This window comes from Kitasatospora sp. NPDC097691, assembly GCF_040302665.1.
GTDB lineage: Bacteria > Actinomycetota > Actinomycetes > Streptomycetales > Streptomycetaceae > Kitasatospora.
This window is the reverse complement of sequence record NZ_JBEORY010000004.1, coordinates 134383-147458: the sequence shown is the minus strand read 5'-3', so window position 1 is coordinate 147458 and position 13076 is coordinate 134383. Positions and strand designations below refer to the sequence as shown.

The following is a 13076-nucleotide window of genomic DNA, read 5'->3' as shown; positions in this document are numbered from 1 at the left end:
GACGGCTCCCCGGCTTCCCGGTGGTGCCCGGCGGTGCCGCCTACGCCGGGGCGGAGAGCGAGAGCCCGAAGCGGCCCTGCGGGTCCGTCCACCAGTGGCTCAGCCGCAGCCCGGCCGTCGCCAGCTCCTCGGCCACCCGCTCGCGGCGGAACTTGGCCGACACCTCGGTGCGCAGCTCCTCCCCGCGGGCGAAGTGCACCGGCAGGTTCAGGGCCGGGATCTTCACGGTCTGCGAGCGCAGCGAGCGCAGCCGCATCTCGATCCACTCCCGCTCGGCGTCCCAGAGCGCGACGTGCTCGAAGGCGTCCGGGTCGAAGTCGGCGCCCAGCTCGCGGTTGAGCACGTTGAGCACGTTCCGGTTGAACTCGGCGGTCACCCCCGAGGCGTCGTCGTACGCGGCGACCAGCGCCGCCGGGTCCTTGACCAGGTCGGTGCCGAGCAGCAGGAAGTCGCCCGGGTCGAGGGCGGCGCGCAGGCCGCGCAGGAAGACCGCGCGCTCCTCGGGCAGCAGGTTGCCGAGGGTGCCGCCGAGGAAGGCGACCAGGCGGGGGCCGCCCTCCGGGGGCAGGCCGAGCCGGGCGGTGAAGTCGGCCAGCACGCCGTGCACGGCCAGCCCGGGGTACTCGGCGGCGAGCGCGGAGCCGGCGGCGGTCAGCGCGCTCTCGCTGACGTCCACCGGGACGTAGGTCTCCAGGGTGTCGAGCGCGCGCAGGGCGTCCAGCAGCAGCCGGGTCTTCTCGGAGGAGCCGGAGCCCAGCTCGACCAGGGTGCGGGCCCGGGTGGCGGCCGCGATCTCGCCGGCCCGGGCGGTCAGGATGGCCCGCTCGGCGCGGGTCGGGTAGTACTCGGGCAGCCGGGTGATCTCCTCGAACAGCTCGCTGCCCCGCGCGTCGTAGAACCACTTCGGCGGCAGCCGCTTGGGTTCGGAGGTCAGGCCGTCCTGCACGTCGTGGCGCAGCGCGGTGCTGAAGTGGTCGGCGGGCAGCAGTCGGGTGAGTTCGAAGGTGTCCATGACAGGGTGGTTCCTCTGTTCAGAAGATGAAGGGAGAGTGGGGAGTCAGTAGTGGCTCGGGAGCCGGCGGACCGTGGCGCCGTGCCCGTCGACCAGCAGCAGCGAGCCGTCCGGCACGGGTGTCCAGCCGGGTTCGTCGTCGTACGGCTCGGAGGCCACCACCGTCCCGAGGCCCGGCAGGGTCCGGTGGAGCAGGGTGTCGCCCCAGGTGGTCGCGGCGATCGCGGTCCCGTCGGTGAGCAGCAGGTTGAGCCGCCCGGTGGTGTGCGCGGCGACGTCCGCGACGGTGCCCGCCAGGGCCTCGCCGAGCCCGGCGCCGGCCCGCAGCCGGTGCAGGGTGAGGGCCCACAGCAGGGCCGAGTCGGTGCGCGCCTCCAGCTCCAGCAGTTCGGCCGGCGGGAGCAACGAGGCCAGGGCGTCCAGCTTGCCCGGCCAGCCCGCCACCGCGCCGTTGTGGCTGAACAGCCAGCGCTCGGCGGCGAACGGCGCGGCCGCGCTCTCGCCCGCCGCGCAGCCCTCGGTCGCGGAGCGCACGGCGGCCAGCAGCACGCGGGTGCGGACCACCCGGGCGAGGTCGGCGAAGGTCTCGTCGGCCCAGATCGGCCCGGTCCGGCGGTAGCGGGCGGGCACCTCGTCGCCGTCCGCGTACCAGCCGAGGCCGAAGCCGTCCACGTTGACCGTGCCGTGCCGCTGCGTCCGGGGCGCCCAGGACTGCCGGTACAGCCCGAACGGCGGGTGCACCAGCAGGTCCTGCGGCGCCACGGGCTCGCCCAGATAGGCGATGTGACGGCACATCAGGCACGCTCCGCGTCGCGGGCGGTACGGAACCCGGCGAAGATCTGCCGCCGGATCGGGTAGTCCCAGTTGCGGAACGTGCCCCGGCAGGCCACCGGCGCCACCGCGAAGCAGCCGCCGCGCAGCACCTTGTACTCGGGGCCGAAGAAGACCTCCGAGTACTCCTGGTACGGCCAGGCCCGGAAGCCCGGGTACGAGCGGAAGTCGCTGGCCGTCCACTCCCACACGTCGCCGATCAACTGCCGGACACCGTACGGGGACTGGCCCTCCGGATAGCTGCCGGCCCCGGCCGGGCGCAGGTGACGCTGGCCGAGGTTGGCGTGCCGGGGGCCGGGTGCCCCGTCGCCCCAGGGGTAGCGGCGGGAGCGGCCGGTGGCCGGGTCGTGCCGGGCCGCCTTCTCCCACTCCGCCTCGGTCGGCAGCCGCCGCCCGGCCCACCGGGCGTACGCGTCGGCCTCGTACCAACTGACGTGCAGCACCGGCTCGTCGGGTGTGACCGGCTCGACCACGCCGAAGCGGCGGCGCAGCCACTCGCCGTCCCGGTGCTGCCAGAACAGCGGGGCGGTCAGGCCCGCCTGCTGCCGGTGCGCCCAGCCCTCCGGCGTCCACCAGCGCGGGTCGTCGTAGCCGCCGTCGGCGATGAAGCGCTGGTAGGCGGCGTTGGTGACCGGCGTGGTGTCCAGCAGGAAGGCGGGCAGGTCGACGGTGTGGGCCGGACGCTCGTTGTCCAGCGCCCACGGCTCGGTGTCCGTGCCCATGGTGAACGGACCGGCGGGGACGAGGACCTCGGCGGGCAGCGCGGCCGCGTCGGCGGGCGCGGGCGGCGGTGCGGGAGCGGCCAGGGCCGGCTCGCCCTTGCGGAGCTGATGGGTGATCAGCATCGTCTCGTCGTGCTGCTGTTCGTGCTGCACGATCATTCCGAAGGCGAACCCGGCCTCCAGCAGCGGTGCGCCCTCCAGCGGACTGGCGGCGAGCATGTCCAGCACCCGGCCGCGCACCTCGTGGGAGTACGCCCGGGCCTCGGCCGGCGGCAGCAGCGGCAGGCCGGGGCGTTCGGCGCGGGGGTGCTGGAAGGCGTCGTACAGCCCGTCGATCTCCGGGTGCATCGGGTCGCGTCCGCCGACGTTGCGCAGCAGCCAGAGCTCCTCCTGGTTGCCGATGTGCGCGAGGTCCCAGACCAGCGGGGACATCAGCGGGGAGTGCTGGGCGGTGAGGTCGCCGTCCTCGACGCAGTCGGTCAGCGCGGCGGTCCGGGCCCGGGCGGCCAGCAGCTCGGCGGCGATGGTCTCGCGCAGGTCCTCGATGCCGCGGGCCGCCCCGACGTCGGGGGTAGCCCGAGTGTCGCGCGGTGCCCCGGCGTCGCGTGCCGCCCGGGTGGCGCGGGCCGTCCCGGCTTCCTCGGTGGGGGCTGCGGTCGGGCCGTTCGGTCGGACGTCGGTCATGGTGCGGCCTCCTCCGTGGGAGTGCGTCGGGTGCCGGAGCGCAGGGCGTCCAGCTGGTCGTCGGCCGGACAGCGGCCACGCGCGGGGTAGCGCTCGGCGAACTCGGCGACGGCGGTGCGCAACCGCCCGGCACCGGGCAGGCGGCCCAGTGCGGCGTCGGCGGCGGCGAAGCAGGTGAGGGCGGCGCGGCGCAGTTCGGGATCGGCGACCGCCAGCGTGGCGGCGCGGCGCCAGACCTCGCTGCGCGGCGGTCGCGGACCGTCGGCCCCCTGTCGCCGGTCCGCGGAGTCCAGCGACTCCAACGCGGCCAGCGCGGCGTCGGCCGCCAGCGGGTCGTCGAGCAGCGAGGTCACCAACGCGGCGACCACCATCCAGCCGTCCCCGGGCTGGGCGTCGATCATCCGCAGCTCCAGGTGGCCGCGCGGGCGCACCGGCGGGAAGAGGGTGGTGCGGTGGTAGTCCAAGTCGGCCAGCGTGGGCGGGCGTTCGCCCGCGCCGCGGATCCAGTCACGGAAGGTCAGCCCCGGGGGCGCGGTCCACGGAAGGCCCTCCGGCCTTTGCACGCACAGCACTTCGGCGTCCAGCACGTACTGCGCCCAGGCCTCGCGCGGGTCGCCGTGATCCGGCTCCGGGGCCAGCGTGCGGGTCGGGTCCATCCGGGACCAGACGGTCTGCCGGGTCGACCGGTGGCCGGTCGGCCTGCCGTCCAGCAGCGGGGAGTTGGCGAAGGCGGCGATCAGCACCGGGCCCAGCCGGTGGACCAGCTGCCAGCGGCGGTCCACGGCGTGCGGGCCGTCCGCGTCGCCGGCGTCCAGGCACACCTGCACCGACGCGGTGCCCGTCATCATGATCCGGCCCCAGGGCCCGGCGGAGTCGAAGAAGCGCTCCATCGCGAGGTAGCGGGGGTGGTCCAGCACCATCCGTCGGGGCCGGGCCAGTGGGTCCGTCCCGGTGCCGGTGAGTCGCAGGCCCTGCGCCGCGAAGGCGGCGCGCAGGGCGGTCAGATCGCGTCGGGTGTCGTCGACGCAGGCCACGAGGCCGGTGGCGGGTGGGGAGCTGAGCTCTACCTGACCGCCGGGTTCGAGCGTGAGGCGCGAACCGGAGGGGAGCGAGGTGCCGTCGGCGCCGCCGAGGGGCAGCGACTCCAGCGCGGCATGGAGCAGTTCCGGCCGGACGGGCCGGGTCGGACATCGGTCGTCATAGACGAACCACTCGACCTCGACGCCCACCAGTCGAGGCGGTCCGATCTTGAAACAGACGCCCGACACGTGGCTGCGCGCCCCCGATTCGGTCAACGGGGTCACCCCCGTCGGGGGCGGTGCTGCGCTCTGCCGGTCGGGCGGAGTGGTGTGGGATATCGGTATCACCGGACTCACCATCCTCGGGATCACGATTGCGGCCCGGTCTACCCTGCCCAGTCTGCTACGGAGCATGCGGTGGCGCTCCGCAAATATCGTGTGAACGTTCGTTTCTGCAGGTCAGGGGTGTGGCGAACGGGTGAGGCGGGGGTTTGGGGAGGACATGTGCGAGGCGTGCACCCGCCGTGCGTGACCCGGGCACATGCCGTGGTCACCGGCGGTCCGCGGCGGCGATCCTCGGGTGCCCGCGCCGACCGTCCGCGGCGGCCGTTTCTACCGGAGGTCGAGCCGCTCCAGCCGCGCCAGGACGGTGTCCAGCACCGAGCCCGGCAGGGCGTAGTTCAACCGCAGCGAACCGTGACCGCCGGGGCCGAAGTCGGCGCCGTCGGAGGACTCCAGGCCGCAGCGCTCCAGCAGCGCCTGCCGGGCGGAGTCGAGCGGCAGGCCGAGGGCGGCGGCATCCAGCCAGAGCAGGTAGGAGGCCCGCGGGGCCGAACGGACGGCGGACCCGAGCCGGTCGGTGAGCCGGGTGCGGGCGGTGACGAGGTGGGCGAGCAGCGCGTCCAGCCACGGGCCGCCCTCGCGCAGCGCGGCCCGCTGCACGGTCTGCTCCAGCAGACCGCCCTCCCAGAGGCCGAAACCGGCCATGGTGTCGGTGAACCGGGTGCGCAGGGCGGGGTCCGGGACGAGGGCGAAACTGCTGGGCAGGCCGGAGCAGTTGAAGGTCTTGCCGACGGAGTTGAGCGTCACGACGTGGTGCCGGTCCTCCGGACGGGCGGTCGTGACGGCCACCGGGTGCCTGGCACCCGGGTGGGTGAGGTCGCCGTGCACCTCGTCCGAGATCAGCAGGGCGCCGCTGTCCGCCGCCCAGCCGGCGAGGCCGCGCACGGAGCCGCTCGGCCACACCGTGCCGGACGGGTTGTGCGGGCTGCTCAGCAGCACGGCGCCGGCCGGGCTGGGGAACGGGCCGCGCGGCATGCGGTACCCGCCCGGGCCGAGGTGCAGCGGCAGCTCCAGGTGCGGGAGGCCCGCGGCGCGGCAGATCTGGGCGAAGCCGCTCCACTCCGGGGTGGGGAACAGCACGGGCGCCTGCGGCCGCACGGTCTCCAGCAGGAGGCGCAGCGCGGTGCGCGGACCGCAGGGCAGCAGCAGCACCCAGTCCGGATCCACCTCGACGGCGTGCCGGGCGCGGTACCAGTCGGCCACCAGCGAGCGGCCGGCCGGGTCGCACACCGTGTACCCGTACGCCCGGTGCCGGGCGCGGCGCTCCAGCGCCTCGGCGACAGCGGGCGGGCCGGGGAGGTCCATGTCGGCGAGGCCCATCGGGATCACCCCGGGGGTGCCGCCCGTGCGGGCCCACTTGCTGCTGCCGGTGCCGGTGCGGCTGAACGGGGACATGAAGTCGAAACCGTCGTCGCCGGTGGCGGTCGGAGACGTGGCGGTCGGAGGCGCGGTGGGGCCGGGAGGTGTGGCGGGGGTGGCGGTCATGGGAGGGCCTCCGGTGCGGCGGGACGCTCCGGCCACGCTAGCCCCGGTGCGGCCGCCGCGTCCCACGGTTCGGGCACCGGTGGGCGGAACACCGGACGGCCCGTAGGCTGCCCCGCGGCTCGCGGCCGGTCGGACGTGCGGCCGCACACACGGGGACGTACGGGGGAGAGGGTGGCGCGGATGGCGGCGACGGCGCAGGGGGCGGTCGGGGAGCAGGACGGGCAGGCCGAGGAGTTCACCCTGTTCGTGGCGCGGCGGGTGGAGCCGGGCTACGAGGAGGCCTTCGAGCTGTGGGCGAAGAGCATCCTCGCCGCAGCCACGGAACACGCCGGCAACCTCGGCACCGGGTTGCTGCGCCCCTCCGGCCCGGGTGAGCCCTGGCACCTGCTGCTGCACTTCCGGGACGCCGAGGCGTTCCGTTCCTGGCAGACCTCCCCGGTGCGGGCGGCCTGCTTCGCCAAGGCGGACGGCCACCACCACGAGGTGCACCGGCACGAGATCCACGGGATGGAGGGCTGGTTCGCCACCACCCCGGGCGCCGCGCAGCGCCGACCGCCGGTGCGCTGGAAGATGGCGGTCGCCTCCACGGTCGCCATCTCGCCCCTGGTCGTGGTCTCCACGATCGTGATCGGGCCGCACCTGACGGGCTTGCCGGTGGCCGTCCGGCCGCTGGTCACCGCGCCGCTGATCAGCCTGCTGATGACGTACGCGGCACTGCCGGTGGTGACGCGGGCGCTGCGGCGGTGGCTGTTCCCGGAGACGAAGGGATGAGGGCGAGGGGTGACGGCGGACGGATGGCAGCGGACAACTGACCGATGACAGCGAACAGCAGACAGCTGACAGCAGACAGATGACAACAAACAGCTGACAGATTTCGAAATCTGTCAGCTGTCATCTGTCTGCTGAAAGTTGTCAGCTGTCGCCCGTCAGCTGTCGCCCGTCAGCGGTGAACCGCCGCCCGGCCCGCTCGCCAGGTACGCCGCCAGGCCGCGCCGCCCCCGACGCATCATCACGGCGTGGTTGGCCCGGAACACCGGGTGCAGCGGCAGGGCGAGTCGGCGCAGCAGCGCCTTCCCGGGTCGACTGTCCTCCTCGAACAGCACCCGACTGCCGCCCCCACCTGCGCTGTCGCCCCCGCCCGCGCCGTCGGGGCCCGCGCCGACCGCCCGCACCGTGAAGCGCGACCATCCGACGAGGTCGCCCCGCATGACCGCCTCCAGGACGCCGGCGGCCGGGTCGCGCCGTCGCGTCTCCAGGCCGATCACCAGCCGGTACGGCAGCAGGGCGCGCACCACCACCTCGCCGGAGTCCTCCCCGGCCGGCCTGACCTCGCGGACCTCGGGCCACCACAGCGGATAGCTCCGTACGTCCTCCAGCGCGGCGAAGACCGCGGGCGCCGGTGCCGCGAGCCGCCATTCGCCCCGGAACCGGTAGTGGTTGGGATCCACGAGCCCACCCTAGCCCGGCACCCCGTCACCCCGACCCGACCGTCACCCCGACCCGACCGTCGCCCCACCTCGTCCGCCCCCGTTCCGCCCGCCCCCGTTCCGGCCGGCCGCGTTCCGGCCCGCCGCTACCGCGGCTCGGCCAGCGTGAAGGCGGTGTTGACCAGCGCCACGTGGCTGAACGCCTGTGGTGTGTTGCCGAGTTGACGCCCGGCGTACGGATCCCACTCCTCGGAGAGCAGTCCGAGGTCGTTGGCGAGCCCGACCACCCGCGCGAACAGCGCCCGTGCCTCGTCCGTGCGCCCCGTCGCGGCGAGCGCGTCGGCGAGCCAGAACGAGCAGGCCAGGAAGGCGCCTTCGCCGCCCGGCAGCCCGTCGCCGTGGGGCCCGGCCCGGTAGCGGCGCACCAGCCCGCCGTGGTCGAGCTCGTCCCGGACGGCGTCCACGGTGCGTACCACCCGGGGGTCGTCGGGCGGCAGGAAGCCGCTCTTGACCACGAACAGCGTGGCCGCGTCCAGCCCCCGTCCGCCGTAGTGCTGGACGAACACGCCGCTCCGCCGGTCGTAACCGTTCGCGCAGACGTCGGCGTGGACGGAGTCGCGCAGCGCCCGCCAACGGTCGACCGGCGCGGGCAGCCCGGTGGCCTCGGCGAGCCGGACGGCGCGGTCGGCGGCCACCCAGCACATCACCTTGGAGTGGACGAAGTGCCGCCGCCCGCCGCGGACCTCCCACAGCCCTTCGTCCGGCTCGCGCCAGTGCTGTTCGAGGTGGTTCATCAGTGAGCGCAGCAGTGTCCAGACGTGCCGCTCCATCGGCAGTCCGGCCAGCAGCGCGAGGTGGAGGGTGTCCACCACCTCGCCGTAGACGTCGAGTTGGAGCTGGTCGACGGCGGCGTTGCCGAAGCGGACCGGCCGTGAACCCTCGTATCCGGGCAGCCAGTCGGCGGTGGTCTCGCCGAGCACCCGCTCCCCGGCGACCCCGTACACGGCCTGGACGTGCCGGGGGCCGCCGGCGATGGCGCGCAGCAGCCAGCGGCGCCAGGCGGCGGCCTCCTCCCGGAATCCGCCGCGCAGCAGGGCGGAGAGCGTCATCGACGAGTCGCGCAGCCAGCAGAACCGGTAGTCCCAGTTGCGCAGGCCGCCGATCCGCTCCGGCAGGGAGGAGGTGGCGGCCGCCACGATCCCGCCGGTGGGGGCGTAGGCGAGGGCTTTGAGGGTGAGCAGTGAGCGCAGTACGGCCGGCCGCCACTCGCCCTGGTACTGGCAGCCGGATGCCCAGTTCTGCCACCGCTCGAGGGTGGCGAGCAGTGCCCGCTCGGGGTCGGTGCGCGGCGCGGAGGCCAGGTGGGAGGGCTGCCAGGTGAGGACGAAGGGGACGCGCAGCCCGGCGGTGACGGTGAACTCCGAGGTGGTGACGCCGTCCAGCCCGTAGGTGTGGACGCCGGCGGGCACCCGCAGCCAGGCGGAGTCGGGCCCGGCGACGGCGACCCGGTGGTGCTCGGTGCGCCGCACCCAGGGGTCGATCCGCCCGTAGTTGAAGCGCAGCCGCAGGGTGCCGCGCATCGGGACGGTGCCGTCGAGGCCCTCGACGATCCGGATCAGCTGGGGGTCGCGCTGTCCGCCCTGGCCGCGCTGCGGCATGAAGTCCGTGATCCGCACCCGCCCGTCGGGGGCCTGCCACTCGCTCTCCAGCACCAGGCTGTCGCCCCGGTAGCGGCGGGCGTGGCACTCGGCGGCGCCGGCCGGGGCGAGCCGCCAGGCGCCGTGGCGCTGGTCGCCGAGCAGTCCGGCGAAGCAGCTGGGGGAGTCGAAGCGGGGCAGGCAGAGCCAGTCGACCGATCCGTCCCGGCCCACCAGGGCGGCGGTCTGCAGGTCGCCGATGAGGGCGTAGTCCTCGATGGCTCCGGTCATCATGCTCATTGTGGGACGCGCCGGCGCCCCCGCGCACCGCAGGAGTGTCCGGCCCGCCCGCGACCCGGTCGGCGCGCCGACGCGACATGCCGACGCGACATGCCGACGGCGCCCAGCCGACGCGCCCCGCCGACTCGACTCGCCCACGGCCCGCCGGCACCGGCCCCACGGCCCGCCCCCACCGGCCGTACGGCCTGTCGGCGGCCAGGAGCCCGGCACTCCGCTTGCACCCGTTCGGGGTGCGGAGGAGGATCTTCTGTGCTTGTAGTCTCAGTTGTCACAGGAGTGTCCGTGCGGCACTGCCTCCCCTGACCGGAGTGAAGGAGTCACAGGCATGCGGCGACCGAGCTGGGTACCGGAGGGTACGGACCTGGACAAACCGAACGCCGCGCGGGTCTACGACTACTACCTGGGGGGCTCGCACAACTTCGAGGTCGACCGGGAGATGGCCCGCAAGGCGCTGGCCCTGTGGCCGGAGCTGCCGCAGATCATGCGCTCCAACCGCGCCTTCCTGCGCCGCGCGGTGACGTTCCTCGCGGAGCAGGGCATCACCCGGTTCCTGGACATCGGCTCCGGCATCCCGACCTTCGGCGCGGTGCACGAGATCGCCCGCGCGATCCGCCCCGAGGCGGAGGTCGTCTACGTGGACCGCGACCCGGTCGCCGTCGCGCACAGCCGCCTGCTGCTGGAGGGGGACCAGGCCTGCGCCGTCGTCCAGGCCGACCTGCGCGACGTCGACGACCTGCTGGCCCGCCCCGAGGTGGCAGGGCTGCTGGCCGAGGGCGAGCCGGTCGGCGTGCTGCTGGTGGCCGTGGCGCACTTCGTCAGCGACGCCGAGGACCCGTGGAAGCTGATCGGCGCGATCCGCGACGTGCTGCCGCCCGGCAGCGCCCTGGTCCTCTCCCACGCCTCGTTGGAGGGCCGCCCCGACCAGGCGGAGGACCACCAGAAGCTCTACCGGATGACGCCGACCCCGCTGACCATGCGCACGCGCGAGCAGATCACCACGATGTTCGACGGCTTCGAGCTGGTCGAGCCGGGCGTGGTCTATCTGCCGCAGTGGCGCCCGGACCAGCCGGAGTCGGTCGGTGAGCACCCCGAGCGGATGACCGGGGTGGCTGGCGTGGGGTTCCGCCCTTGAGTGGAGGCAGCGGGCGGGAGACCGACGGCCGGGCACCGCACCGGGCGGCGGCCGGACGGTCCTGCGCGGCCACCGGCACCGGAACCGGAACCGGCACCGGACTCTGCATCGCCACCCGCGCCGAAACCGGCACCGGCACCCGCCCCGGCCCGTCGCGCGCCCGGGCAGCGGGGGTGCGGACATGACCGCGATCCCCGCCGGCAGTGCCGAGCGGTTCCACGAGGACTGGTCCCGGCTGCTCTCCGCCGATCACGGCATCGTCGTCCACCCCGGCCTGCTCAACCGCCTGGTCGCCCGCACCGCCGCCCTGCTGCACCGCGCCCAGGAGGAGGCGCCGTTCGAGCCGCAGCTGGCCGCGCAGGCCGGCGCCGAGCTGGTCGACGCGCACTTCACCGACCCGGTGCTGCTGGCCAGGGCGGTCGAGCTGCTCCAGGCGCAGTCGCTCACCGACGACCGCGGTCCCGCCCTGACCGGCGCGTTCGCCTCCGGTTGGGCCGCCGCCCTGCGGGAGCGCACGCTGCGCGAGCAGGAGGCGATCCGTACCGCCGCGGACGCCGCCCGCAGGGAGGCCGAGCGGGCGTTGCGCGCCTCCGAGGCGCGGTTCCGCGCGCTGTTCGAGAGCGCCGCGATCGGCATCGGCATCGGCGACACCGACGGCAACATCCTGGCCGTCAACAAGGCCCTGCAGGAGCTGTTCGGCGCGGGGCCCGCGGACATGATCGGCCGCCGGGTCGGCGACCTGGTGCACCCGGAGGACACCCCGGGCGTCTGGGAGGCGTACGAGGAGCTGATCAGCGGCAAGCGCGAGTACTTCCAGTTCGACAAGCCGTACTACCGCCAGGACGGCGAGGTGGTCTGGACCCACCTGACCGTCTCGCTTATCCGCGACGACGACGGCACCCCGCAGTACCAGGTGGCGATGCTGGAGGACGTCACCGACCGCTACCGGCTCCAGGAGCGGCTGCGCCACCAGGCCACCCACGACCCGTTGACCGGCCTGCCGAACCGGGCGGCCTTCTTCGAGCGGCTGGAGAAGCTGTTCGAGGACCCGGAGCCGGGCGCCCGCTTCGGGCTCTGCTACGTCGACCTCGACGGCTTCAAGGTGGTCAACGACAGCCTCGGCCACGACATGGGGGACCAGCTGCTGTCCGCCGTCGCCGCCCGGCTGAAGGCCGCCCTCACGCCGCTCGGGCACCTGGTGGCCCGGCTCGGCGGCGACGAGTTCGTCGTCCTGCTGGAGAAGTGCCGGGGCGAGAAGGAGGCGGTGGCCGCCGCGAAGACCGTCCTCGCGGCGCTGGCCGGGCCGGTGCTGATCGGCGACCACAAGCTCGCCGTGGGCGCCAGCGTCGGCGTGCTGGAGCGGCGGGTGTCCACCACCACGCCGGGCGCCGCCGTCCGCGCCGCCGACCTGACGCTGTACCGCGCCAAGGAGGCGGGCCGCGGCCGCTGGACGCTGTTCGACCCCAAGGAGAACGCCCGCGCGGTCAGCCGCTACGCGGTGTCGGTGCGGATGCCCGCCGCCCTCGACCGCGGCGAGTTCTTCATCGACTACCAGCCGCTCTACCGGCTGGCGGACGGCCGGCTGGCCGCCGTCGAGGCGCTGGTGCGCTGGCGTCACCCGCAGCTGGGCGTGCTCGGCCCGGACGAGTTCGTCACCACCGCCGAGGAGACCGGGCTGATCATGCCGCTCGGCCGCTGGGTGCTGGAGCAGGCGTGCGGTCAGGCCGCGGACTGGATCAAGCGGTTCGGCGACGACGCGCCGCAGCTCAACGTCAACCTGGCGGTCCGTCAGGCCCGCAACGCCGGGCTGGTCGCCGACCTCGCCCGGATCCTGGACGGCACCGGACTGGACCCGGCCCGGCTGCAGCTGGAGATCACCGAGTCGACCGTGGTCGGACCCGAGGACGAGGCGCTGCGCAGTCTGCACGGTCTGGTCGACCTCGGGGTGTCGCTGGCCGTGGACGACTTCGGCACCGGCTGGTCCAACCTCGCCTACCTGCGCGACCTCCCGGTCTCCGGGCTGAAGATCGCCGGGTCCTTCGTCGGTGACCTGCACGAACCGGGGAAGGACGAGTCCACCGGGTGGCGGATCGTCAGCGGCCTGGTGTCGATGGCGCACGCGCTCGGGCTGAACGTCACCGCCGAGGGCGTGGAGACCGCCAAGGACGCCGAGCGGCTGCGGACCATGGGCTGCGACTGGGCGCAGGGCTGGCACTTCGGCCGCCCGGTGCGGCCGGCCGAGATCGCCCGCCGGATCGTGGAGGAGCCGAAGGGTCGTCCCGTCGAGGGCTGAGCCGCGCCGTCGAGGGCCTGGTGACCTACTGTCACCAAAAGTCATCCGAAGTTACGGTAAAACCCGACTAAAACCCCCTTGACGTGACTGTCCGTACTGGCAGACGATGAAGCCCTGGCGCACCCCGCACCCGAGGGTGTGGTGGTACTTCGCCAGTCCGTACGAGCGGCGCCCAGGCGCCGTGAGAGCCCG

At 74.4% G+C, this 13076-nt stretch carries 10 protein-coding genes; 3 read left to right on the top strand and 7 right to left on the bottom strand.

Annotation, left to right across the window (positions count from 1 at the left end; translation table 11 throughout):
* Positions 1 to 40 precede the first annotated feature (40 nt).
* From egtD to ABTY56_RS04605, 5 genes are all read right to left on the bottom strand, one after another.
* Positions 41 to 1012, bottom strand: coding sequence for an L-histidine N(alpha)-methyltransferase (gene egtD, locus ABTY56_RS04625; RefSeq protein WP_350626502.1), 972 nt, complete (start codon positions 1010 to 1012; stop codon positions 41 to 43).
* 45 nt (positions 1013 to 1057) lie between these two features.
* On the bottom strand, positions 1058 to 1807 hold the full coding sequence (gene egtC, locus ABTY56_RS04620; RefSeq protein WP_350626500.1) for an ergothioneine biosynthesis protein EgtC: 750 nt from the start codon (positions 1805 to 1807) through the stop codon (positions 1058 to 1060).
* A complete protein-coding gene (gene egtB, locus ABTY56_RS04615; RefSeq protein ID WP_350626498.1) occupies positions 1807 to 3249 on the bottom strand; it encodes an ergothioneine biosynthesis protein EgtB in 1443 nt (480 codons plus the stop codon). Before egtB ends, egtC begins: the two co-directional genes overlap by 1 nt.
* Positions 3246 to 4478, bottom strand: a complete 1233-nt coding sequence (gene egtA / locus ABTY56_RS04610; protein ID WP_502893020.1) for an ergothioneine biosynthesis glutamate--cysteine ligase EgtA — start codon at positions 4476 to 4478, stop codon at positions 3246 to 3248. Before egtA ends, egtB begins: the two co-directional genes overlap by 4 nt.
* Positions 4479 to 4880: 402 nt before the next feature.
* Positions 4881 to 6095 (bottom strand): aminotransferase class I/II-fold pyridoxal phosphate-dependent enzyme, encoded by a 1215-nt coding sequence (locus ABTY56_RS04605; RefSeq protein WP_350626496.1) that lies wholly within the window; start codon positions 6093 to 6095, stop codon positions 4881 to 4883.
* Positions 6096 to 6275: 180 nt separating this feature from the next.
* On the opposite strand from ABTY56_RS04605, the gene ABTY56_RS04600 reads away from it, so the two are divergent.
* A complete protein-coding gene (locus ABTY56_RS04600) occupies positions 6276 to 6866 on the top strand; it encodes an antibiotic biosynthesis monooxygenase (protein WP_350626494.1) in 591 nt (196 codons plus the stop codon).
* Between the two features lie 155 nt (positions 6867 to 7021).
* Here ABTY56_RS04600 and ABTY56_RS04595 read toward each other — a convergent pair whose 3' ends face one another.
* Both ABTY56_RS04595 and ABTY56_RS04590 read right to left on the bottom strand, forming a co-directional pair.
* Positions 7022 to 7543, bottom strand: a complete 522-nt coding sequence (locus tag ABTY56_RS04595; protein WP_350626492.1) for an SRPBCC family protein — start codon at positions 7541 to 7543, stop codon at positions 7022 to 7024.
* Between the two features lie 125 nt (positions 7544 to 7668).
* Positions 7669 to 9450: a glycoside hydrolase family 15 protein gene (locus tag ABTY56_RS04590; RefSeq protein WP_350626490.1), complete on the bottom strand. Its 1782-nt coding sequence runs from the start codon at positions 9448 to 9450 to the stop codon at positions 7669 to 7671.
* A gap of 334 nt (positions 9451 to 9784) precedes the next feature.
* Between ABTY56_RS04590 and ABTY56_RS04585 the strand changes: the two genes are divergently transcribed.
* Together ABTY56_RS04585 and ABTY56_RS04580 are read left to right on the top strand one after the other, a co-directional pair.
* Positions 9785 to 10591, top strand: a complete 807-nt coding sequence (locus tag ABTY56_RS04585; RefSeq protein ID WP_350626488.1) for an SAM-dependent methyltransferase — start codon at positions 9785 to 9787, stop codon at positions 10589 to 10591.
* 181 nt (positions 10592 to 10772) lie between these two features.
* A complete protein-coding gene (locus tag ABTY56_RS04580; RefSeq protein ID WP_350626486.1) occupies positions 10773 to 12884 on the top strand; it encodes a putative bifunctional diguanylate cyclase/phosphodiesterase in 2112 nt (703 codons plus the stop codon).
* The last annotated feature ends 192 nt before the right edge of the window (positions 12885 to 13076 follow it).

Coding starts and splice junctions, on each gene's coding strand:
- ABTY56_RS04585 (WP_350626488.1), top strand. CDS start 9,785: ATGCGGCGACCGAGCTGGGTACCGGAGGGTACGGACCTGGACAAACCG.
- ABTY56_RS04605 (WP_350626496.1), bottom strand. CDS start 6,095: ATGACCGCCACCCCCGCCACACCTCCCGGCCCCACCGCGCCTCCGACC.
- ABTY56_RS04600 (WP_350626494.1), top strand. CDS start 6,276: ATGGCGGCGACGGCGCAGGGGGCGGTCGGGGAGCAGGACGGGCAGGCC.
- egtD (WP_350626502.1), bottom strand. CDS start 1,012: ATGGACACCTTCGAACTCACCCGACTGCTGCCCGCCGACCACTTCAGC.
- egtB (WP_350626498.1), bottom strand. CDS start 3,249: ATGACCGACGTCCGACCGAACGGCCCGACCGCAGCCCCCACCGAGGAA.
- egtC (WP_350626500.1), bottom strand. CDS start 1,807: ATGTGCCGTCACATCGCCTATCTGGGCGAGCCCGTGGCGCCGCAGGAC.
- ABTY56_RS04580 (WP_350626486.1), top strand. CDS start 10,773: ATGACCGCGATCCCCGCCGGCAGTGCCGAGCGGTTCCACGAGGACTGG.
- ABTY56_RS04590 (WP_350626490.1), bottom strand. CDS start 9,450: ATGACCGGAGCCATCGAGGACTACGCCCTCATCGGCGACCTGCAGACC.